Annotated in this window: 22 protein-coding genes; 13 read left to right on the top strand and 9 right to left on the bottom strand. The window is 70.5% G+C overall.

Features of this window, described 5'->3' with window-relative positions; all coding sequences use genetic code 11:
• The first annotated feature begins 32 nt into the window (after positions 1-32).
• Complete coding sequence (locus tag AB0M02_RS37015) at positions 33-1,346, top strand: hypothetical protein (RefSeq protein WP_364235786.1); 1,314 nt, start codon at positions 33-35, stop codon at positions 1,344-1,346.
• Here AB0M02_RS37015 and AB0M02_RS37020 read toward each other — a convergent pair.
• From AB0M02_RS37020 to AB0M02_RS37030, 3 genes are all read right to left on the bottom strand, one after another.
• Complete coding sequence (locus AB0M02_RS37020) at positions 1,330-1,959, bottom strand: putative glycolipid-binding domain-containing protein (protein WP_364235787.1); 630 nt, start codon at positions 1,957-1,959, stop codon at positions 1,330-1,332. The genes AB0M02_RS37015 and AB0M02_RS37020 overlap by 17 nt on opposite strands.
• A gap of 77 nt (positions 1,960-2,036) precedes the next feature.
• On the bottom strand, positions 2,037-3,791 hold the full coding sequence (locus tag AB0M02_RS37025; RefSeq protein ID WP_364235789.1) for a DEAD/DEAH box helicase: 1,755 nt from the start codon (positions 3,789-3,791) through the stop codon (positions 2,037-2,039).
• A gap of 287 nt (positions 3,792-4,078) precedes the next feature.
• The gene (locus AB0M02_RS37030; RefSeq protein WP_364235790.1) at positions 4,079-4,474 is read right to left on the bottom strand and encodes a hypothetical protein; all 396 of its coding nucleotides are present in this window, start codon (positions 4,472-4,474) and stop codon (positions 4,079-4,081) included.
• Between the two features lie 1,174 nt (positions 4,475-5,648).
• On the opposite strand from AB0M02_RS37030, the gene AB0M02_RS37035 reads away from it, so the two are divergent.
• Positions 5,649-5,918, top strand: coding sequence for a hypothetical protein (locus AB0M02_RS37035; RefSeq protein ID WP_364235792.1), 270 nt, complete (start codon positions 5,649-5,651; stop codon positions 5,916-5,918).
• A 116-nt stretch (positions 5,919-6,034) separates the two neighbouring features.
• Here the strand turns inward: AB0M02_RS37035 and AB0M02_RS37040 are convergent, their stop codons facing one another.
• Entirely contained in the window at positions 6,035-7,576 is a 1,542-nt protein-coding gene (locus tag AB0M02_RS37040; protein ID WP_364235793.1) for an NlpC/P60 family protein, read from the bottom strand.
• A 321-nt stretch (positions 7,577-7,897) separates the two neighbouring features.
• On the opposite strand from AB0M02_RS37040, the gene mqnE reads away from it, so the two are divergent.
• From mqnE to fliQ, 9 genes are all read left to right on the top strand, one after another.
• On the top strand, positions 7,898-9,067 hold the full coding sequence (mqnE, locus tag AB0M02_RS37045) for an aminofutalosine synthase MqnE (protein ID WP_364235795.1): 1,170 nt from the start codon (positions 7,898-7,900) through the stop codon (positions 9,065-9,067).
• Between the two features lie 3 nt (positions 9,068-9,070).
• Positions 9,071-9,499, top strand: coding sequence for a hypothetical protein (locus tag AB0M02_RS37050; protein WP_364235797.1), 429 nt, complete (start codon positions 9,071-9,073; stop codon positions 9,497-9,499).
• 12 nt (positions 9,500-9,511) lie between these two features.
• Positions 9,512-9,829 (top strand): DUF4229 domain-containing protein, encoded by a 318-nt coding sequence (locus AB0M02_RS37055; protein WP_364235799.1) that lies wholly within the window; start codon positions 9,512-9,514, stop codon positions 9,827-9,829.
• Positions 9,830-9,863: 34 nt separating this feature from the next.
• Complete coding sequence (locus AB0M02_RS37060) at positions 9,864-10,184, top strand: PadR family transcriptional regulator (RefSeq protein WP_364235800.1); 321 nt, start codon at positions 9,864-9,866, stop codon at positions 10,182-10,184.
• On the top strand, positions 10,181-10,831 hold the full coding sequence (gene lepB, locus AB0M02_RS37065) for a signal peptidase I (RefSeq protein WP_364235802.1): 651 nt from the start codon (positions 10,181-10,183) through the stop codon (positions 10,829-10,831). The genes AB0M02_RS37060 and lepB overlap by 4 nt, the downstream gene beginning before the upstream one ends.
• A gap of 247 nt (positions 10,832-11,078) precedes the next feature.
• Positions 11,079-11,999: an ABC transporter substrate-binding protein gene (locus AB0M02_RS37070; protein WP_364235805.1), complete on the top strand. Its 921-nt coding sequence runs from the start codon at positions 11,079-11,081 to the stop codon at positions 11,997-11,999.
• A complete protein-coding gene (locus tag AB0M02_RS37075) occupies positions 11,996-13,045 on the top strand; it encodes an iron ABC transporter permease (RefSeq protein ID WP_364235808.1) in 1,050 nt (349 codons plus the stop codon). The genes AB0M02_RS37070 and AB0M02_RS37075 overlap by 4 nt, the downstream gene beginning before the upstream one ends.
• 2 nt (positions 13,046-13,047) lie before the next feature.
• Entirely contained in the window at positions 13,048-13,809 is a 762-nt protein-coding gene (locus AB0M02_RS37080; protein ID WP_364235988.1) for an ABC transporter ATP-binding protein, read from the top strand.
• A gap of 76 nt (positions 13,810-13,885) precedes the next feature.
• Positions 13,886-14,155 (top strand): flagellar biosynthesis protein FliQ, encoded by a 270-nt coding sequence (gene fliQ / locus AB0M02_RS37085; protein ID WP_364235811.1) that lies wholly within the window; start codon positions 13,886-13,888, stop codon positions 14,153-14,155.
• Between the two features lie 51 nt (positions 14,156-14,206).
• Here the strand turns inward: fliQ and AB0M02_RS37090 are convergent, their stop codons facing one another.
• The 5 genes from AB0M02_RS37090 to AB0M02_RS37110 are packed head-to-tail and all read right to left on the bottom strand — an operon-like array spanning position 14,207 to position 17,593.
• Positions 14,207-14,968 carry a VOC family protein gene (locus tag AB0M02_RS37090; RefSeq protein WP_364235814.1) on the bottom strand — a complete coding sequence of 254 codons (762 nt, stop codon included), beginning with the start codon at positions 14,966-14,968 and terminating at the stop codon, positions 14,207-14,209.
• Between the two features lie 51 nt (positions 14,969-15,019).
• A complete protein-coding gene (locus AB0M02_RS37095) occupies positions 15,020-15,748 on the bottom strand; it encodes an ABC transporter permease (protein WP_364235816.1) in 729 nt (242 codons plus the stop codon).
• Between the two features lie 11 nt (positions 15,749-15,759).
• On the bottom strand, positions 15,760-16,638 hold the full coding sequence (locus AB0M02_RS37100; protein WP_364235817.1) for an ABC transporter ATP-binding protein: 879 nt from the start codon (positions 16,636-16,638) through the stop codon (positions 15,760-15,762).
• Complete coding sequence (locus AB0M02_RS37105) at positions 16,635-16,964, bottom strand: transcriptional regulator (protein ID WP_364235819.1); 330 nt, start codon at positions 16,962-16,964, stop codon at positions 16,635-16,637. Before AB0M02_RS37105 ends, AB0M02_RS37100 begins: the two co-directional genes overlap by 4 nt.
• Positions 16,961-17,593 carry a transporter gene (locus AB0M02_RS37110; protein WP_364235821.1) on the bottom strand — a complete coding sequence of 211 codons (633 nt, stop codon included), beginning with the start codon at positions 17,591-17,593 and terminating at the stop codon, positions 16,961-16,963. The genes AB0M02_RS37105 and AB0M02_RS37110 overlap by 4 nt, the downstream gene beginning before the upstream one ends.
• A gap of 68 nt (positions 17,594-17,661) precedes the next feature.
• On the opposite strand from AB0M02_RS37110, the gene AB0M02_RS37115 reads away from it, so the two are divergent.
• The gene (locus tag AB0M02_RS37115) at positions 17,662-18,093 is read left to right on the top strand and encodes a GNAT family N-acetyltransferase (RefSeq protein ID WP_364235823.1); all 432 of its coding nucleotides are present in this window, start codon (positions 17,662-17,664) and stop codon (positions 18,091-18,093) included.
• A gap of 42 nt (positions 18,094-18,135) precedes the next feature.
• Positions 18,136-19,170 (top strand): hypothetical protein, encoded by a 1,035-nt coding sequence (locus AB0M02_RS37120; protein WP_364235825.1) that lies wholly within the window; start codon positions 18,136-18,138, stop codon positions 19,168-19,170.
• Positions 19,171-19,190 lie beyond the last annotated feature (20 nt).

Here is a 19,190-nt window from a genome sequence, read left to right on the forward strand (position 1 = left end):
CGTATCGACCGACCGTGATTAGATTCCCGGTCGTGGAAGATCACTCGCCCTCTCTCGACGTGGCGCCCGCCCGCAAGTCGGGAAAGGCCGTCATCGCCGCCCTCGTGGCCGCCGTGGTCATGGTCGCCGGCGGCGTCGCGGCGGTGATCTTCTGGCCCGAGCGGGAGAAGCCCGCAACCGCTGTCCCGGAGTCCGCGCCGACCCGTCCGCCGACACCCTTCGAGGAGTCGCTCGCACTGCTCCAGACGCAGGCGGAGGCCCTTTCCGGGGGCGACGAGAAGGGCTGGCTGGCACTGGTCGACCCCAAGCAGCCCAAGCTGGTGACGCGATACCGCATGATCTTCCGGAACCTGCGGGCGCTGGGTGTCGGGCACGCCGAGTACCACGCCGACCCGGACGACAGGTCGACAGCGGCCAAGGTCGTCCTCAGCGCCAGCCTCGGATACTGCTTCAAGGGTGGTGCCTGTCCGGGCTGGAGAGCCTCGTACAGCCAGGGTCAGCCAAAACTGGACCAGAACCTGACGCTCAGCCGGCGCGGCGACGGATACGTGATCACCGGGATGACCTACAACGGGGACAACAGCCCGCTCATGACACCGCCGTGGGCCTCGCAGACGCTCAGCTTCGCGACCGGGAAGCGGGTCGTCGTCGCCGGACCCAGCAGCCAGAAGAAACACCTGAAGACGATCCTCAAGATCGCCGAGAAAGCGGCCGTGGTCACCGACCGCTACGCCGGTCTGGTCGGCAACAAGCAGGGCAGCCGATACCGGATCTACCTGGCCGACGACAAGGCGTGGAAGTCCTGGTACGGCGGCAACTCGATCGGATACGCCATCGGTTACGCCATCCCGCTCAACTCGGCCGGAACCGATGTCGTGCTGCGTACCCGCAAGGTGCTGCAGGAGCAGGACGTGTCCATGGTCGTCCAGCACGAGCTCGCCCACGTGGTCACCCTGGCCGGGCTCAGCACCCGGGACACCGACGACGACCAGTGGCTGGTGGAGGGCATCGCCGAGTACATCGGCGCCTACCCGAAGAAGCCGCAGAACACCTACAGCCGGTACGTGCTCCAGGACTCGTTCCGCAAGCGTGGCGCGCCCAAGAGCATCGCGGTGCCGTCCCTGACCGAGAACGCCGGCGACCTCACCGTCTCCACCCTGTACGCCATGGGCCACTACGCGAGCGCGTGCATGGCCGCCCAGTACGGCGAGGCGAAGCTGATGTCCTTCGCCGACCTGGTCCTGCGCAAAGGCATCAAACCGGCCGAGGCGTCGCCACAGGCGTTCGGAAAGCCGTTCAAGACGGTCGACAAGGCCTGCCTGAGCTGGATCAAGAGCCGAGTGTGACCCGCCGGGCCAGCCCCGGGTAGTCGACGACGAACCCCTCGTCGTCGACGGTCAGATCGGCGCTGAAGGTCTCGCTGGCGAACCGCACCCGGTCGCCGCCGAGCGGTGTGTAGATCTGATCCGCCTGCACCACCTCCAGGCTCGGCACCAGCACCCAGGCCACGTTGAGCCGATGCGCCACACCGGTCTCGGCCTTCAGCAGGTCCAGGCGGCGGATCGGCAGCGTGTTGGTGAGCGGTGAGCCGCCCAGGTCGGCGTCGAACGCGCCGTACAGCAGATCGGGGTCCTCGCTGCCGGGCAGGCCGGCGCGGGCGTGCCCGGCGGCGACCAGGGCGGCGTCGAGGTCACCCTGCTCGGAAGCGGTGATCCGCCAGCGGCCCGCTGCCAACTCCAGCCGGACGCTTCGGGCCCAGCCGGCGCCCTCGGCGCGGACGTCCAGCCGGGTGGTCACCCAGTCCGGGTCGGTCTGCAACTCGTAGTGGCAGGCGTAGGGCACGGGGGCGGCGGCCAGTGCGGTGCCGTGGGCGTAGAGCCCGGTGCGGGACTCGAGGAGGGTGTGCTCGGCGCCGGAGACATCGCGGCGCTCCCAGAACAGCGCGGTGGGCAGCGGCATGCGGGTAACGTACCCGGTTTCCGTACCTTTACGACGGAAAGACCCCGGCACACCCTGTGCCGGGGTCTCCTATCGGATCAGTACGAGCGGGCCGGGCGGGACGAGCCGAAGCGGCCCGAGGGGCCCTCGCGGCGGTCGGTCCGGTTGCCGTCGCGGCGCTGGCCGGAGGGCCGGTCGCCGGTGCGGGCCGGGCGGTCACCGAAGTGGCGGTCGGCGAAGTGCCGGTCGCCGCCGGTGCGCTCGGTGCGAGCCGGACGGTCGCGGTCGCCGAACGAACGCTCCTGGCGGTCGCCGAACGAGCGCTCGGGACGGTCGCCGAAGGAACGGTCCTGGCGGTCGCCGAAGGAACGCTGCGGCCGGTCGCCGTAGCCGCCGCGCGACCGGTCGCCGAAGCCACCACGGTCGTTGCGGTCACGGTCGTTGCGGTCGCGGTCGCCGAACGAACGCTGCGGCCGGTCACCGTAGGAGCGCTGCGGCCGGTCGCCGAAGCCACCCCGCGGGCGGTCACCGAAGCGGCGCGGACGATCCCCGCGCTCGCGGCGCGGCTCCGGCTCGTCGACGACCGGGACACCGCTGGGCTCGCGGGCGCCGGTGACGTCGGCCAGCTTCTCGTCGCCCAGGCGGACCCGGACCTCGGCGGGGGCGACCCCGGCCTTGGCCATCATGGCCTGCGTGGTGCGGCGCTGCTTCGGCAGCACCAGCGTGACGACCGCACCGGACTCGCCGGCCCGCGCAGTACGCCCCGCACGGTGCAGGTAGTCCTTCGGGTCCTTCGGCGGGTCGACGTGGACGACCAGGGAGATGCCGTCGACGTGGATGCCGCGCGCGGCGACGTCGGTGGCGACCAGGACGTTGGTCCGGCCTTCCTTGAACTCCGCCAACGTACGAGTACGCACTCGCTGCGTCTTGCCGCCGTGCAGCGCGCCGGCCCGGACGCCGACCGCTGCCAGCTGCTCGACCAGCCGGTCCACGCCCATCTGGGTCCGGGCGAAGACGATGGTCTTGCCCTCCCGGTTGGCGATCGACGCGGTGATCGGGAACTTGTCGGCCGGCGGGATCAGCAGCAGGTGGTGATCCATCGTGGACACGCTCGCCTCGGCGGGAGCCGTGGAGTGCGTCACCGGGTCGTGCATGAAGCGCTTGACCAGCGTGTCGACGTCACCGTCCAGAGTGGCCGAGAAGAGCAGCCGCTGCGCGTTCTCCGGGGTCTTGGCCAGCAGCTCGGTGACCTCGGGCAGGAAGCCCATGTCGGCCATCTGGTCAGCCTCGTCGAGCACCGTGACCTCGACGTCGTCGAGCTTGCAGGCGCCACGCTCGATCAGGTCGGCGAGCCGGCCCGGGGTCGCGACGATGACCTCGACGCCGCGGCGCAGAGCGTCCATCTGCCGGTCGTACGGCACGCCGCCGACGGCGGTCTTCAGGAACACGCCGACGGAACGGCCGATCGGCATGAGCGAGTCGGCGACCTGCATCGCCAGCTCGCGGGTGGGCACCAGGATCAGAGCCTTCGGGTGGTGCGGGCGGGCCTTGCCGCCCTGAGCCGTCCGGGCCAGAACAGGCAGGCCGAAGGCGAGGGTCTTGCCGGAGCCGGTCTGGCCGCGGCCGAGCACGTCACGGCCGGCCAGTGCATCCGGAACGGTGGCGGCCTGGATCTCGAACGGGGTGGTGATGCCCTCGCGGTTGAGCACGCGGACGATCTCGGCGGGGAGGCCGAGGTCGGCGAAGCTGCTCACCGGGGCGGTGGGTGCGGCCGTGGTCTCCGGCTCCGGGGTTTCGGTGGTGGGGGTCTCGAGTACGGACGGGAACGTGCTGGGATCAGCGAAAGTGGTCAAGAGAACCTCTCTACGGGGGCGCACGCTCGCGTGAATTGGCCCGCCGCGGCCGTTGAGGACCGCTCGCTGAAATGCCCGCAAGAACGCCCGTGGCGTGCACCGGGTGGGCACGCCGCGTCAATAACTACCATCAGTGTACGGGTGAACGTCTGCACCGCCGACCGCATTCCCGGCGGGTAGTGGGCAGGCTCACCTCGGAGCGCAACCTCGCCAGCTTAGGGTCTGCGGCCTGTCCGGGCAAAACGCGCGCGTCACCGCACGGATTAGCCCGTCCGGTCAGCCGCGGATCAGCTGGTGAGGTTATTGATCATATCGGTGAAGGTGTCACCGGCCGTGAACACGAAGATCAGGCTGACCGTGACCAGCAGGGCCAGGACGGCCAACATGGCGACGACCACCTTGAGATTACTTCGGCGTTGCTCGACGGGCGCGTCGTGCCAGCCTTGCGCGAGGATGTGACCGGTCAGCGACCCGGAGTTCTCCAACGGGTCGGAAACCGGCATGGTCATGTCGATCGACGGGCTGGGCGTGGGCGCCGGAATCGACGGATATCCGCCAGTGCTGTAAACCGTCCCCTGCCCGCGCTGCTGCGGCACCCCGCCCGGAACCGGGCTGACCGGGGTGGTCGGCGCGGCTGGGTGGGCGTAGGGGCTCGAATGCCCGGAGGGCACCGGCTGCGTCATGTCGATGTTCTCCGGCGGCGAGGAGTAGGTCGCCGGCGGCCTGCCGAACGACGTGGGCGGCAGACCGGCGGGCCCGGCGCTGGGCGGCAGGGTGTACGACGGCAGGCCGCTCCCGCTCCGACTCCCGATGACCGGGGGCGGCGGGACGATCGGCGGCGCCACGGGACCCGGTCCGGGCGGGCCGGGAACGGGACTCGGACCCGGTCCGGGAGGCACCGGGCTGGGACCGGGTCCGGGCGGCACGGGATTCGGGCCCGGGCCCGGCGGGATCGGACTGGGACCCGGTCCTGGCGGCACCGGGCTGGGACCCGGACCCGGCGGAACCGGCCCGGGCGGGACAGGACTCGGCCCAGGCGGAACCGGACCCGGGCCAGGCGGGACGGGGCTCGGTCCGGGGCCGGGCGGAACCGGGCTCGGTCCAGGGCCTGGCGGGACGGGGCTTGGACCGGGACCTGGCGGGATCGGGGAGGGCGCGGGTTCCGGGGCCGGCGTCGGGAACGGGCCCGGCGGCTCGGGGAACGGCGGCGCCGGTGGCTTGATCGGCTCGGGCGTGCCGGGTTCCGGCTCGGCGGGCTTCGGCGGGGCGGGCCGGCCGGGCACCGGCTGCGGCTCCGGCTCGTCGGGCTCGGGCTCGGGCTTCGACGGTTCGGGCTTGGAGGGTTCGGGCTTGGCCGGTTCCGGCTCGGACGGGTCGGCGGGTTCTGGCTTCTCGGGCTCCGAGGGATCCGAAAGCTTCGCTGGATCCGAAAGCTTCGCTGGATCCGACAGCTTCGCTGGATCGGAAAGCTTCGCTGGATCCGAGGGCTTCGAGGGCTCCGCAGGCTTCGGCTCGGCGGCGGCGCCGTAAACGGTCGGCTTGCCACTGACGTGCACCTCGCCGGAAGTGGGCTTGATCGAACCGGGCACCGAGGCACGCGCGGCACCGGCTCCCGGGGCAGCCGAAACCGGGCGGGCGGACCCGCCACCAGCCAGCGGCTTGACCGACGCGGACGCCGACACCGGAGCGGACCCCGACACCGGAGCGGACCCCGAGACCGGAGCGGGCACCGAAGCGCGCGCCGCGTTAGGGCCGGGAGCAGCGGAAACAGGCCGAGCCGAACCGCCGTTCTCGCTGGCGGAGGACTTGGCCGGCGCGGGAACGCCGGAAACCGGCGCATCCGAAGGAGGGCCGTCCGTGTCAGAGGGGGAGACGTCCGGGTCGGAGACGTCCGGGTCGGAGGCGTCGGAGGCGTCGGGGTCGGAGGAGGGCGAGGCGGACGAGGAGGACGAGGAGGGTGAGACCGAAGGGGCCGGGGACGAAGGGGACGAGGACGGCGCTGCCCACAGCGCTCCCGGAGCAGGGGGCGGCGGCGGACTGAACCCCTCGCCATCACCCGCGGGCGGCCGCGCGGCGGACGGCGTTCCGATCTCGCCGTCCCGGGTCGCCTGCTGCTCGTCCATCTAGGTCCTCCCGACCACCGCTGCCGACGGTTCGGACGTCGGTCGCTGACCTTAACCGTGCCACATCAGCCGGTGTGAACACACCCGGCATCGGACTCAGGCGCGGTGGCCGTTCCGGTCCTAGCCGCCGCTGGGCGAAACGGACTCGGAGGGCGACTTCGACTCGGACGACGCGGTGACGGTCGCCTCGGCCGCGGTTGACGACGAGGTGGAGCCGGTCGGGGCCGACGTCGTCTCCTCGGTTTCCGGCGTCGTGGTCGTCTCCACCGGCGTCGGCTGCGTGGTCGGCTCGGTCGTCGGATCCGTGGTCGGGTCGGTCGTCGGCGTCGTGGTCGTCGGCTCGGTCACCGGCGGCGTCGTGGTCGAGCTGGTGCTCGGGTTCACCGGCGGTGTCGTCGAGGTGGACGGGTTGACCGGCGGCTTCGTCGTGGTCTTGCTCGGCGTCGGGGTCGGCGAGGTCGTGGGCGGCGTCGTGGCCGGCCGGCCCGGCTGCTCCTCGGCGTCCGGTGCGCCGAGAACCGGGTTCACCGCGTCGCCCTCGACCGAGCCGAAGATGCGCGTGGCCTGGAAGAGGCGGGTCCACCGGACCGGCACGAGCCGGACGTTCAACCCGGTGCGCGGCGCCTCGACCATCATGCCGCTACCCGCGTACATCGCGACGTGGTGGATGCCGGTCCAGCTGTTGGAGGAGCTGAAGAAGAGCAGGTCGCCGGGGAGCAGCGAGTAGCGGTCCACGACCTTGTTGCGTGTCTGGTAGTACTGATCGCGGGACACGCGGACGAGCGGGAAGTTGACCGAACGGTACGCCGCGTACATCAGGCCGGAGCAGTCGTACTGATCCGGGCCCTCTTCGGACCACACGTACGGATCGCCGCGCTGGGCCAGGGCGAACTGCAGGGCCTGGATGGCGCGCGGGTCGGCGCTGCGGCCGTCCGCCTCGCCGGCCAGGTATTCCGCGCCGAGCTGCTGGTCGGCGGCGGTCTCGATGGTCTCCGACGCGCTGAGCTCGGCCGCGTGCTTCTGCTCGAGTTTCCCCTGCGCCGTCTGCTTCGCCGTGATCTGGTTGTTGACCTGCTTGTACTGCGCGGAGAGCGTGCTGAACTGCAGGCTCGCGGAGGTCTGGTCGGCGCGTGCGGTCGCCAGGGTGGCCTCGGCGGCCTTCAGCCGGCGTGCGGCGCCCTCGTCCGGCGGGATGTCGCCGCGCTGGAGCCGGGAGAGCGCCTCCAGGTCGCTCAGGCCGGAGTCGAGCGTGCCGGGCGGCATCGCGGCCGCCTGCTCGATCGCCGCGTTCGCCGCCTCTTTCACATCGGTCTGCGCGAGCTGCAACGCCTGCTCAGCGTCGGCGATCCGCTGGGTGGCGGTCGTCGACTGGGTCTGCGCGATGTCGCGGTCCTGACCGATCCGGATCAGTTGGTCGCCGAGCGAGGCGATTTCCGCCCGGCCCTTCTCGATCTGCTGGACGACCGGGCTCACCACTCCGCCGGGAGTGGTGACCGGCGGCGTGTAGGCCGACGGGCGGGCCGGTGTGCCGGGGAGCGTCAGGGCGCCGGTCTGCACCGGGCGTGCGCCCGCATCCGGCACGGAGGCCACGGTCCCGGTGCCGGGAACGACCGCGGGCGCGACCGGAACCGCAGGTGAGGGCGGGGTGGTCGGCGCGGCCATCGCAGGGATCGGCTGGAACAGGGCGCCGATGGCGATCGCGGTGGCAGTCGAGAGAACGACAGGGCGAAGCCATGACGATGCAAAGCGTTGAGGTTTTGAGAACCCTTGCCGCACTGCCTTGGTCATGAGCTCCCCGTCCGCGTCGGCCCGGACCGTCGCTAGTCGTTCCCTAAGGTTCTTACCCCAAGCGCACTACCGGTGTCGATCGAATGAAGGTGAAAGGACGCTGAGAATTTCTCGACTTCCCGGTGCGGTGCCCGCCGCGTGTCCGATGTCGGACCCGGCACGTACGCTCGACGGCGAACGAGGAGAGGGGCGCGCATGGACGCCGGGCGCAAGCGTGAGCTCGAGGCCAAGGTCTACGCCGGTGAGCGGCTGACCCGTGAGGACGGCATCGCGCTCTACGAGTCGGACGATCTGGCGTGGCTCGGCCGGCTGGCTCATCACAAGCGCACCGAGATGAACGGTGACCGGGTGATGTTCAACGTCAACCGGCACCTCAACCTGACCAACGTCTGCTCGGCCAGTTGTGCGTATTGCTCCTTCCAGCGCAAGCCGGGGGAGAAGGACGCGTACACGATGCGGATCGACGAGGCGGTCCGCAAGGCCAAGGAGATGGAGGACGAGCAGCTCACCGAGCTGCACATCGTCAACGGTCTGCACCCAACCCTGCCGTGGCGCTACTACCCGAAAGTGCTGCGCGAGCTGAAGGCCGCTCTGCCGAACGTGAAGCTCAAGTGCTTCACCGCGACCGAGGTGCAGTGGTTCGAGAAGATCAGTGGGCTGTCGGCCGACGAGATCCTCGACGAGCTGATGGACGCCGGGCTGGAGTCGCTGACCGGTGGTGGCGCCGAGATCTTCGACTGGGAGGTCCGGCAGCACATCGTCGACCACAACTGCCACTGGGAGGACTGGTCGCGGATCCACCGGCTGGCCCACTCCAAGGGCATGCGGACGCCGTCGACCATGCTCTACGGCCACATCGAGGAGCCGCGTCACCGCGTCGATCACGTGCTGCGGCTGCGTGAGCTGCAGGACGAGACCGGCGGCTTCGCCGTCTTCATCCCGCTGCGCTACCAGCACGACTTCGTCGACTCGCAGGACGGCAAGGTCCGCAACCGGATCCAGGAGCGCACCACGATGGCGGCGCCGGCCGAGTCGCTGAAGACGTTCGCCGTCTCCCGCCTGCTGTTCGACAACGTGCCGCACGTGAAGTGCTTCTGGGTCATGCACGGGCTCTCCGTCGCGCAGCTCTCGCTGAACTTCGGTGCCGACGACCTCGACGGCTCGGTCGTGGAATACAAGATCACCCACGACGCCGACTCGTATGGGACACCCCACACGATGCACCGCGACGACCTGCTTCACCTGATCTGGGACGCCGGTTTCCAGCCGGTCGAGCGCAACACTCGTTATGAGGTAGTGCGCGAATACGAGAAGGCACCGTCGCTGGCCGACCGCCGCAGCGAGCCCCAGCAGGTATGGGCCTGAGCGATGACCCAGCAGAGGAATGTGCGCGGGCTGCGCCGGGACCCCGGCGGGCGGCTCGCCACCATCGGTGACCTGCTCGGCGCCGCGTTCGCCGGACTGGCAGCCGGCCTGGCCGTGCTGCTCGTCTTCGAGGCGATCGTGTCGCTCGCCGGGATCAGCACGTTCGGCGACACCAACGGCTGGCTGGCGGTGATCCTGCCGGTCTGGCTCTTCACCGAGGAGTACCGGGCCGAGGGCTTCGGCGCCCACCGCGCGATCGTGACGGTGCTCGGCGCCGGGTTCGGCGTGGCCGCCGGGATGACGGCCGCCGGCCTCATCGCCGGCTTCGTGCCGTCACTGGTCAGCGGCGCCGCCGGAGCCGCTACCGGTACGGTCGTGTATTGCCTGGTCTGGTTCTACGGCCTCCGGTGGCTGCGCCATCGGTCCGGCTGAGGAGAGAGATTCATGAGTCCCGTCGTCAAGTACACACTTGCCCGGCTCGGCCTGTTCGCGATCTGCTTCACCGCGCTGCTCCCGGTGCCGCTGAACCTGCTGGTGAAGATGATGGTCGCGTTCGTCGCCTCGGCCGCGCTGTCGCTCCTGCTGCTGCGCCGGCAGCGCGACGAGACGGCCGAGCAGTTCGGCGAGATCGCGGCCCGCCGCACGGCCGAGAAGAGCCGCCTGCGGTCCGCGCTGGCCGGCGACGAGGACGCGGCCGCCGCCGGCGACCGGGTCGTCGCCGAGGACAGCGGCAAGAAGACAAAGAACCGGGTACAGCAGTAGGAAACGAAGAGCCGAGTTAAGTAGACTTTCGGCCATGCCGCGGACACCACACGCCTCCCCGCAGACCCTGCGGCTCTTCGAGGCGCTGCTCAAGGAGCCCGCGACCCGGCGATATGGCTACGACCTGAGCCGCGAGACCGGCCTGGCCTCCGGCACGCTCTATCCGATCCTCATGCGGCTGACCGAGCAGGGGCTCCTGGAGGCCGGCTGGGAGCCGTCCGACCAGCCCGGACGCCCACCGCGGCACACCTATCGCCTGACCGGTGACGGGATCGCACTCGCCACGACCCGTCTGGCCGACGCCGCCGCGAAGGATCGCCGGGCCCGTGAGGCCGCGAGAGTGAGACCGGTGTGATCAGGACCGCGGCGCATCGGCTGCTGACCCTCGCCGTCCGCGGGCGCCGGGACCACGGCGGCCCCTGGGGCGAGGCGATCCTGGCCGAGTTCGATCAGACGATGGGGATGTGGGCGGCGCTGGTGTGGACCGCCGGCGGCCTGCGGGTGGCCTATCGCGAACAGCGCGCGTCCTCCCGTACGCATAAAAAGGTCTTCGCTCTTGCCGCATGCGTCCTTGCCGCAGCCGTCGCGGTGAACCAGTTCGCGCTGACCCTGACCTATGTGCCCAGCCTGGGCATGGAACCCACCATGGCCGTGACCAGCCGATATGTGACTGATCGCGTCGCCTTCCGGGTGACCGGCGTCGACCGTGGCGACATCGTCGTGCTGCCGATCCCGGGCGCGCCCGACCAGAGCACCGAGCGGCGCGTGATCGGTCTGGACGGCGACCGGATCGAGTGCCGCGACGGCCGCGTGTTCCGGGACGGCGCGCCGGTCGACGAGCCCTACCTGCGAGCCGGCACGAAGACCGATTGTGATCCGGTCACGGTGGCCGATGGGACGATCTACGTGCTGGGCGACAATCGGACCATTTCCGCCGATTCGCGCGAGTGGGGCACGTTCCGTCGGGATTCCGTCCAAGGGCGAATCGTGCTACTCGGCTGAGAGATGCCGGGACGGGCAGATATCGCCTCGGGCTGCTCGTGAGTTAGCGTTTCAACGACCGCGCCGCAGCGAAGCCGGTGAGAAACCGGAGCTGTCCCGCAACTGTGATCCCTCCACTCGTGAGGTCTAGCCAGGTCGCCTGGGCGTCGGTCGCGATTCAGCGCTCCCGGGGAGGGGCGCCTCGCGGGCGGCGGGCCGATGGCCCCTGTCGGCGAAGCACCAGCTGCCGGGCCGACAGGAGGATTTCATGAAACGCCTGCTCACTGCCGTCTTCGCGGCGACCGCACTGCTGATCGGCGGATGCGCCGACACCACCGAGCAGCCGGCCGCCACCACCCCGAGCGCCGCCGCGTCGTTCCCGGTCACCGTCGGGACGCTCACCCTCGACGCCCGGCCCGAGAAGATCGTCTCGCTCAGCCCGACCACGACCGAGATGCTCTTCGCGATCGGGGCGGGGTCGCAGGTGATCGCGGTCGACGACCAGTCCAACTACCCGGCGGAGGCGCCGAAGACGGACCTGTCCAGCTTCAAGCCGAACGCCGAGGCGATCGCGGCCAAGAACCCGGACCTCGTGGTGCTCTCGCACGACACCGAGAACATCCTGGCCCAGCTCGACAAGCTGGACATCCCGGTCTTCCAGGCGCCGGCCGCGCAGACGCTGGACGACACGTACAAGCAGATCGGCGACCTCGGCACGCTCACCGGTCACCGCACCGAGGCGCAGCAGGTCAGCACGGACATGGCCGCGAAGATCGACGGGATCGTCAAGACGGTGCCGGCGCGTGGCAAGCCGCTCACCTACTTCTACGAGCTGAGCCCGGACCTCTACACGGCCACCTCGAAGACGTTCATCGGCTCGGTCTTCTCGCTGTTCGGCATGACCAACGTCGCCGACACCGCGGACCCGGACGGCAAGCTCGGCGGATATCCGCAGATGACGCAGGAGGCGCTGGTCAAGGCGAACCCGGACACGATCTTCCTGGCCGACGCCAAGTGCTGCCAGCAGTCGGCCGAGACCGTGAAGGCCCGCAGCGGCTGGTCGGCGGTCACCGCCGTGCAGAAGGGGCAGACCTACCCGCTCGACGACGACATCGCGTCGCGCTGGGGTCCCCGTACCGTTGATCTTGTGCAGTCGGTCGCGGACGCGGTGGGCAAGGTCCCAGCATGACCGATCGGCGCGGGCCGGCGGGCCTGCGCCCGGCCTGGCTGGCGGCAGGCGTGATCTCCGTGGTCGTCGCGGCGATCGCCGGCCTGGCGTTCGGCTCGGTCTCGCTGCCGCCCGGCAGCGTCGCGGTGGAGATCTTAAATCTCATTCCGGGGGTACGCCTGGAAAGCGGCCTGTCCGAACGTGAGGTCGCGATCCTCGTCCAGCTCAGGCTGCCGCGCGTGGTCCTGGGGCTGCTGGTCGGAGCGATGCTGGCCCTGGCCGGCGCCGCCTACCAGGGCGCTTTCCGCAACCCGCTCGCCGACCCGCACCTGCTCGGCGTGGCGGCCGGTGCGGGGCTGGGCGTGACGGCGGTGATCGTGCTCGCCGCACCGGGCACCACCGAGTTGCCGATCGGCGTACCGGTGGCCGCCTTCGCCGGTGCGGTCGGCGCGGTCCTGCTCACCTGGCTGCTCGGTGCTGCCGGGGGTCGCGAGCGCTCGCCCGCCTCGCTGATCCTGGCCGGGGTGGCGGTCTCCGCGTTCCTCTCCGCCGCGCAGACGTTCCTGCTGCAGCGGCACATGGAGTCGCTGCAGCAGGTGTACTCGTGGCTGCTCGGCCGGCTCGCCACCGCGGGCTGGCACGACGTGCTGGTGATCCTCCCGTACGCGGTGATCACCGGCGCGATCGTCCTGACCCAGCGGCGCGAGCTCGACGTCCTGGCCGTCGGTGACGCCGAGGCCACCAGCCTGGGCCTGCATCCGCAGCGCAGCCGGTACCTGCTGATCATCGCGGCGTCCCTGGGCACCGCGGCCGCGGTCTCGGTCTCCGGGCTGATCGGGTTCGTCGGGATCATCGTGCCGCACACGATCCGGCTGCTGACCGGGCCGAGCTATCGGTCGCTGCTGCCGTTGTCGCTGCTGTTCGGCGCGGCGTTCCTGGCCCTGACCGACCTGCTGGCGCGGACGGCCGGCGGCGACGCGGAGATCCCGATCGGGGTGGTCACGGCGTTCCTGGGCGCACCGTTCTTCATCCTTGTTCTTCGCACGAGCCGGGCGGTGCCGACGTGACCATCACTGTCGAGGGCCTGACCGTGCGGCTCGACGGGTCGCTCATCGTCGACGGGGTCGATCTCGACGTCGCCGACGGTGAGTGGGTCACGGTCATCGGGCCGAACGGCGCCGGCAAGTCCACCGCGCTGCGGGCGATCGGCGGTCTGCTGCCGTTCGAGGGGACGATCCGCCTGCAGGGCCTCCCGGTCGACCGGATGCACCGGCGGGAACGCGCCAAGGCCGTCGCCACCGTGATGCAGTCACCGGTCGTGCCGCCGGGGATGCTGGTCTTCGACTACGTGCTGCTGGGGCGTACCCCGTACATCCCGGCACTCGGCCGCGAGTCGGCCACCGACCTGGACGCCGTCGACGAGGTGCTGGCCGCGCTCGATCTCAGCCCGTTCGCCGGCCGCCGTCTCGACACGCTCTCCGGCGGTGAACGCCAGCGGGTCTTCCTGGCACGCGCCCTCGCGCAGGGAGCCGGTGTCCTGCTGCTGGACGAGCCGACCAGCGCACTGGACATCGGCCACCAGCAGGAGGTGCTGGAGCTCGTCGACCACCTGCGCACCGAACGCGGACTGACCGTGCTCGCCACCATGCACGACCTCTCCACCGCCGGTGAGTACGCCGACCGCATGGTCCTGCTGGCCGGCGGCCGAGTGGTCGCGGCGGGCGCGCCGGCCGAGGTGCTCACCGAGGAGATCCTGGCGGAGCACTACCGGGTCAAGGTCCGGGTGATCGCTGGTGATCACGGCCCGCTGGTCGTCGCGGTCCGGGGATGATCCCGGCAACCTGACGGCAACCGGCATGCGCCCGTTTAGCACTCCGCGGATTTCTCAAGTCCCCGAACTGACTGGCATGACGGACACGATGGTGGTGGAGCTCGGACTGCAGGCCATGAGCATCGCGGCGAAGATGTCGGCGCCGGTGCTGCTGACCGCTCTGGCGGTTGGTTTCGCGATCTCTCTGTTCCAGTCGGTGACCCAGATCCAGGAGGCGACGCTCTCGTTCGTCCCGAAGGCGGTGGCGATCGGTGCGGCGCTGCTGCTGACCGGCAACTGGATGCTGCGGGAGATGATCACGTACACCACGCAGCTGTTCGAGAAGCTGCCCACCCTCCTGGGCTGACGACAAGCTGACGAACGCTGACGAAAAGGGCCGCCCTCCGGGGCGGCCTTTTCAGCGTGCGGGGGCCAGGATTGCGAACCGGCCGCCCTGCGGATCCTCGATCAGCGCGTAGCAGCCCACCGAGATCATCGTGGGTGGCCGCACGATCCGGCCGCCGAGCGCATAGGCGTGCTCCGCCGCCGCGTCGCAGTCCGCCACCGCGAAATAGATCAGCCAGTGCGCCGGCAGATCGTCCGGCCAGGCGCCGCCGACCATCAGCTGGATGCCGGCCACCGAGCTGCGGTTTCCGTCACAGATCACGTACGGGTACCCGCTGACGTGCGCCTCCCGGAACGTCCAGCCGAACACCGCGCCATAGAACCCGATGGCGCCCTCAAGGTCACGGGTGTTCAGCTCGGCCCAGGTCAGCGCGCCGGGCACGTCGAAGATCTCCGCGCCCCGCATCATCCCCGGCTCCCAGGCGCTGAACGGCGCACCGGCCGGGTCCAGGAACGCCGACATCCGCCCCTGGTCCATCACGTCGAACGGCGGAACCAGCACCTTCCCCGCGGCGGCCTCGACGCGGCCGGCGACCCGGTCCGCGTCGTCGGCGGCGAAGTAGGTGCTCCACGCGGTTGGCTGGCCCTCGCCGAACAGCGGGCCCGCGCCGGCCACGGGCAGCCCACGGAGCATGAACGTTGTGTAACCGCCGAAGTCGTCGCCGGAGACCTCAGCGGTCCACCCGAACAACGTCGTGTAGAACCGGATGGCCCCGTCGAGATCGGCGGTGGCCAGATCCACCCAGTTGGCCTCGCCGGGCGAACGAACGGTCATGGTCGCATCGTCGCATTTACATGCCCCGGACCGAATGAAACTGTCATTGTTCTAGCCGAACCGACGACCCTCGTCCCGCCGGTAGGCCCACACCGCGAAGGTGGCGAACACCGCGGTCCACCCGGCCAGCGCGACGGTCGGCCAGAACTCCGGAGCGTAACCGCCGACGGCGGACCACATCAGGCGCACCGCCCCGCCGGTGGGCAGGAAAGGCGCGATGTCCTCGACGAATCCGGGCGCGCCACCCGGCGGTGTCATCAGTCCGCCGCCGAACGCGAGCGGCAGGAACAGCACCTGGGCGACCACGATCGCCGCCTTCTGCGGCAGCGAGTAGCCGATCGCCAGGCCCATCAGGATGAACGGCAGCGAGATGAGCGCGATCACCAGGAACTCGGCCGGGGGCAGGGAGGCTTCGGTGAACAGCTTCGCGATCAGCACGACCGGGGTCAGCGACACCGCCATCATCAGGAGCCCGGCCAGGATCCGGCCGATGAAGCGGGGTGCCGCGCCGGCGGGCAGCGTGCGGACGAATGGATCCCAGGGTTGCGCGCGGTCCTCGGAGACGCCGATTCCGTACTGGAAAAGGTTGGTGCTCATCACCGCGAACGTCAGCATCGAGGCGGTCGCATAGGTGGCGGCCTCCGGACTGTCCCGGGTGAACGGCACCACGAACGCGGCCATCGAGGCGGCCGGCCAGAACGCGCTGCCGATCACCGCGATCGGGATCCGGAAGACCTCGAGGATCTGGAACTTGGCATGGGTCAGGGCGAGAGATGACATGACGCTCCGTTTCAGGCTGCGGCGGGGGAGCGGGTCAGGGCCAGGAACGCCTCTTCCAGCGAGGTGGGGCGAACCTCCAGGTCACGGAAGGCGACGTCCTGCGCGACGAGCGCACGGACGAGAAGATCCGCATCCGCGGTGAGGAGATGCAGGCGATCACCCTCACGGTCCGTGCTCACCAGACCTTCAAGATCAGGCAACGGTACGGCTAGCGTCAGGCTGACCCGGCGCATGCCGACCAGTCCGCGTACCGAGGTGACGGTGTCGTCGGCGAGCACCCGCCCGCCGGCCAGCACCACCACGCGACGGGCCAGCGCCTCGATCTCCTCGAGGTAGTGGCTGGTCAGGACGACGGTGCCGCCCTCGTCGTGGAAGGCGCGCACCCCGTCCCACAGGGCGCGGCGGGCCTCGACGTCCAAGCCGGTGGTCGGCTCGTCGAGGAAAACGATCTCGGGGCGGCCGGCGAAGGCGAGCGCGACCGCGAGGCGGCGCTTCTGACCGCCGGAGAGACCGCCGGTCTGTCGCCGGATCAGGTCGGTCAGTCCGAAACGGTCGAGCAGTTCGTCCCGGTCGAGGGGGTTGGGGTAGTGGGCGCGTACGAAATCGACGACCTCGCCGACGCGCAGCGAGGCGGGCAGCCCGGTCTCCTGGGGTGTGACGCCCAGCGTGCGGCGGCTGGCCGGATCGCGCGGATCCCCACCGCAGAGCTCGACCCGGCCGGAGGTCGGCCGGCGGTTGCCGGTCAGCAGGCTGACCAGGGTGCTCTTGCCGGCGCCGTTCGGGCCGAGCAGGCCGACCAGCTCGCCGGCGCGCACGTCGAGGTCGACGCCGTCGAGGGCGAGGGTGTCGCCGTAACGGCGCGTCACGTTCTCGGCGCGGGCCTTGATCACGATGTCTCTCCCGGTGTCTCGCTCGGTTCCAGCAGGGTGCGCAGGGCGATCACGTAGTCGTCGAAGGCGAGCCGGCCGCGCCGGGTGAGGCGGACCAGGGTCGCCGGGGTGCGTCCGCGGTGTGTCTTGGTGACCTCGACGTATCCGGCCTCCTCGAGCTTGCGGAGGTGGACCGAGAGGTTGCCGGCGGTCATCCGCAGGATCTCCTGGAGCCGAGGGAAGGCGATCCGGTCGCCGTCGCCCAGCTGTGAGAGGGCGGAGACGACGCGCAGCCGGGCCTGGGCGTGGATCACCGGATCGAGGTCCGGCAGCGTCTCGTCGCTCACCGAAGCCGCGCCCTGGCCACGAAACCGGCGACCAGCAGACCGCCGCCACCGGCGACCGATACGACCAGCGCGTGCCATCCGGGTCCGAAGAGGACGCCGACGATGTTGACCACGCTGATCCAGGCGCCGAGCACGAACATCGTCCGGTCGTTCCACACCGCGGCGCCGGCCATGAACATGGCACCGACGAACGCGGCCATGCCGCCGCCCCAGAGGATGCCCTGCATCTCGTCCGGCACCACGTCGCTGAGCCGGGAGAACGAGATGGCCAGCCCGGTGAATCCTGCTGACCAGGCAAAGCCGTACATCGTGCCCTGACGGCTGGACGGGCCGGTGACCTGACGGCCGGATCGGGCGCCGACGACGCCGGTGATCACGCCAGCGGCGATCAACAGGCTGGAGAAGACCAGCAGCGGCAGCCAGTCGGGCATGTCGACGAGGACGCGGCCGTCCGGGCCGTACCGCAGGAAGAGCAGCCCGGACCCGACGAGCCAGGCGATGCCCCACGGCCAATACGTCAACCGGGGGTCGGGGGTGAGCTCGCGCTCCACATTGGTCTGCTCGCGCTGGATCACACGCAGCGCCTCGGCGGGATCGTCGAACGCGGAGTCGTCGTCGGTCGATGTCATGACTCGACTTTACGACGCAAAGTCAAAGAACTTTGTGCCATAAAGTTAGTCGGCACTAGGCTGCAGGCGTGATCTTGCGGGCGGCGACGGCGGGCGAACTCACCGCGATTCTCGAGTTCTGGCAGGTGGCGGCGGAGAACGACAGCCGTCCCGCGGACACCACGGCGGCGATCTCCGCCCTGCACGGTCGGGATCCCGACTCGCTGATCGTCGCGGTCGACGGCGACGAGATCGTGGGCACGGTCATCGCGGGGTGGGACGGCTGGCGCTGCCACCTCTACCGGCTTGCGGTCGCACCGGCTCGCCGCCGCGAGGGCATCGGCGGCCTGCTGATCGCGGCGGCCGAGGAGCGGTTCCGCCGGTTCGGCGGCACCCGGGCGGACGCGATGGTCCTCGACGAGAACGAGGCCGCACACCGCATCTGGGCCGCGCACGGCTATCGCCGCCAGCCCGATTGGTCCCGCTGGGTGAAGCCCCTCCACCCCGATCGTCCGATGTGATCACTCGCGGACGCCGGTCATCCTGAACCGGTGGGGCGGCAGGTGAAAGTGGGAACGGCCGGGTTGGTCGCCGGGCTCATCCTGCTCGTCCTGTTGCAGCGGCTGGAGGACGCGGGTGCCGACAACGGCCTGGCGGCGGCGATCACCGTGCTGCTGATCACCGGCGCCCTGCTCGTCGCCTCGCACGGGCTCGGCCCGCTCGCTCTGCGCCTGACCGGTGCCCTGGTCGCTGCTCTGGGTTTCGCGATCTACCAGTGGCAGGACATCAAGTACGTCCTGCCCAGCGCCTGGTCCCCGGCCGTCGACCGGGCCCTGCTGATCGCGGCCGCCGCGGGATTGCTGGCCCTGGTTGTCGGCGGCGGGTTCCACCTGGCCGCCCTGGCCGGAGCATTCGGGCTGCTCGCCATGATCACACTCGTCATGACATGGACGACGGTGTTCGGGTTCGGCAGCACGGAACACGACGTCCTGGAGGTCTTCTCCACAGCCTGCGCGTCCCTGGCCCTGGTCTGCGGCTTGGCGGTGCTGCGTCCGGGCTGGCTCGTGGCCCTGGCCGCAGCGGCGGGAGCCGTCGTAACGGCATATGTCGGATATCGCAACTTCCCGGTCTACGGCACGACCGCCCACCGCGTCCTGGTCTGGCTCAGCGTGGCCGGTGGAGCGCTCGGCTCCCTCGGCGTGGCCGGCTGGACCCTGTTCCGCCGCACCTCCCCACCGACCGAGCCCGCTCCACCCGGCGCCGACCCGACCCCTTCTCCACCATCGGCATCACCGGAACCCGAAACCGAGTCCCGGCCGGTCCCGCCTCCGCAGGCCGCACCTCCGCAGGCCGCACCTCCGCCTGCCGCGCCTCCGCAGGCCTCACCTCCGCCTGCTGCTCCCTCGCCTGCTGCTCCCTCGCCTGTCGCGTCCTCGGAGGGCCGGCCGGCCGAGGCCGCGGTCGCCACGGCTTCGGCCGTGCCGGCGACGCCCGGCCGGTGGAGCCTGCAGAACATCGCCGTCATGGTCGGCGTGGTCAGCGGCGTCATCGGCATCCTGAAGGAGCTGATCGCGCTGGTCACCGGTCTGACCCAGTGACCGCGCGCGGAGAGATGTGG

This window comes from Actinoplanes sp. NPDC051861, assembly GCF_040681145.1.
Classification (GTDB): Bacteria; Actinomycetota; Actinomycetes; order Mycobacteriales; family Micromonosporaceae; genus Actinoplanes.

Coding starts and splice junctions, on each gene's coding strand:
- AB0M02_RS37020 (WP_364235787.1), bottom strand. CDS start 1,959: ATGCCGCTGCCCACCGCGCTGTTCTGGGAGCGCCGCGATGTCTCCGGC.
- AB0M02_RS37030 (WP_364235790.1), bottom strand. CDS start 4,474: ATGACGCAGCCGGTGCCCTCCGGGCATTCGAGCCCCTACGCCCACCCA.
- AB0M02_RS37040 (WP_364235793.1), bottom strand. CDS start 7,576: ATGGCCGCGCCGACCACCCCGCCCTCACCTGCGGTTCCGGTCGCGCCC.
- mqnE (WP_364235795.1), top strand. CDS start 7,898: ATGGACGCCGGGCGCAAGCGTGAGCTCGAGGCCAAGGTCTACGCCGGT.
- AB0M02_RS37050 (WP_364235797.1), top strand. CDS start 9,071: ATGACCCAGCAGAGGAATGTGCGCGGGCTGCGCCGGGACCCCGGCGGG.
- AB0M02_RS37055 (WP_364235799.1), top strand. CDS start 9,512: ATGAGTCCCGTCGTCAAGTACACACTTGCCCGGCTCGGCCTGTTCGCG.
- AB0M02_RS37060 (WP_364235800.1), top strand. CDS start 9,864: ATGCCGCGGACACCACACGCCTCCCCGCAGACCCTGCGGCTCTTCGAG.
- AB0M02_RS37070 (WP_364235805.1), top strand. CDS start 11,079: ATGAAACGCCTGCTCACTGCCGTCTTCGCGGCGACCGCACTGCTGATC.
- AB0M02_RS37075 (WP_364235808.1), top strand. CDS start 11,996: ATGACCGATCGGCGCGGGCCGGCGGGCCTGCGCCCGGCCTGGCTGGCG.
- fliQ (WP_364235811.1), top strand. CDS start 13,886: ATGACGGACACGATGGTGGTGGAGCTCGGACTGCAGGCCATGAGCATC.
- AB0M02_RS37090 (WP_364235814.1), bottom strand. CDS start 14,968: ATGACCGTTCGTTCGCCCGGCGAGGCCAACTGGGTGGATCTGGCCACC.
- AB0M02_RS37095 (WP_364235816.1), bottom strand. CDS start 15,748: ATGTCATCTCTCGCCCTGACCCATGCCAAGTTCCAGATCCTCGAGGTC.
- AB0M02_RS37110 (WP_364235821.1), bottom strand. CDS start 17,593: ATGACATCGACCGACGACGACTCCGCGTTCGACGATCCCGCCGAGGCG.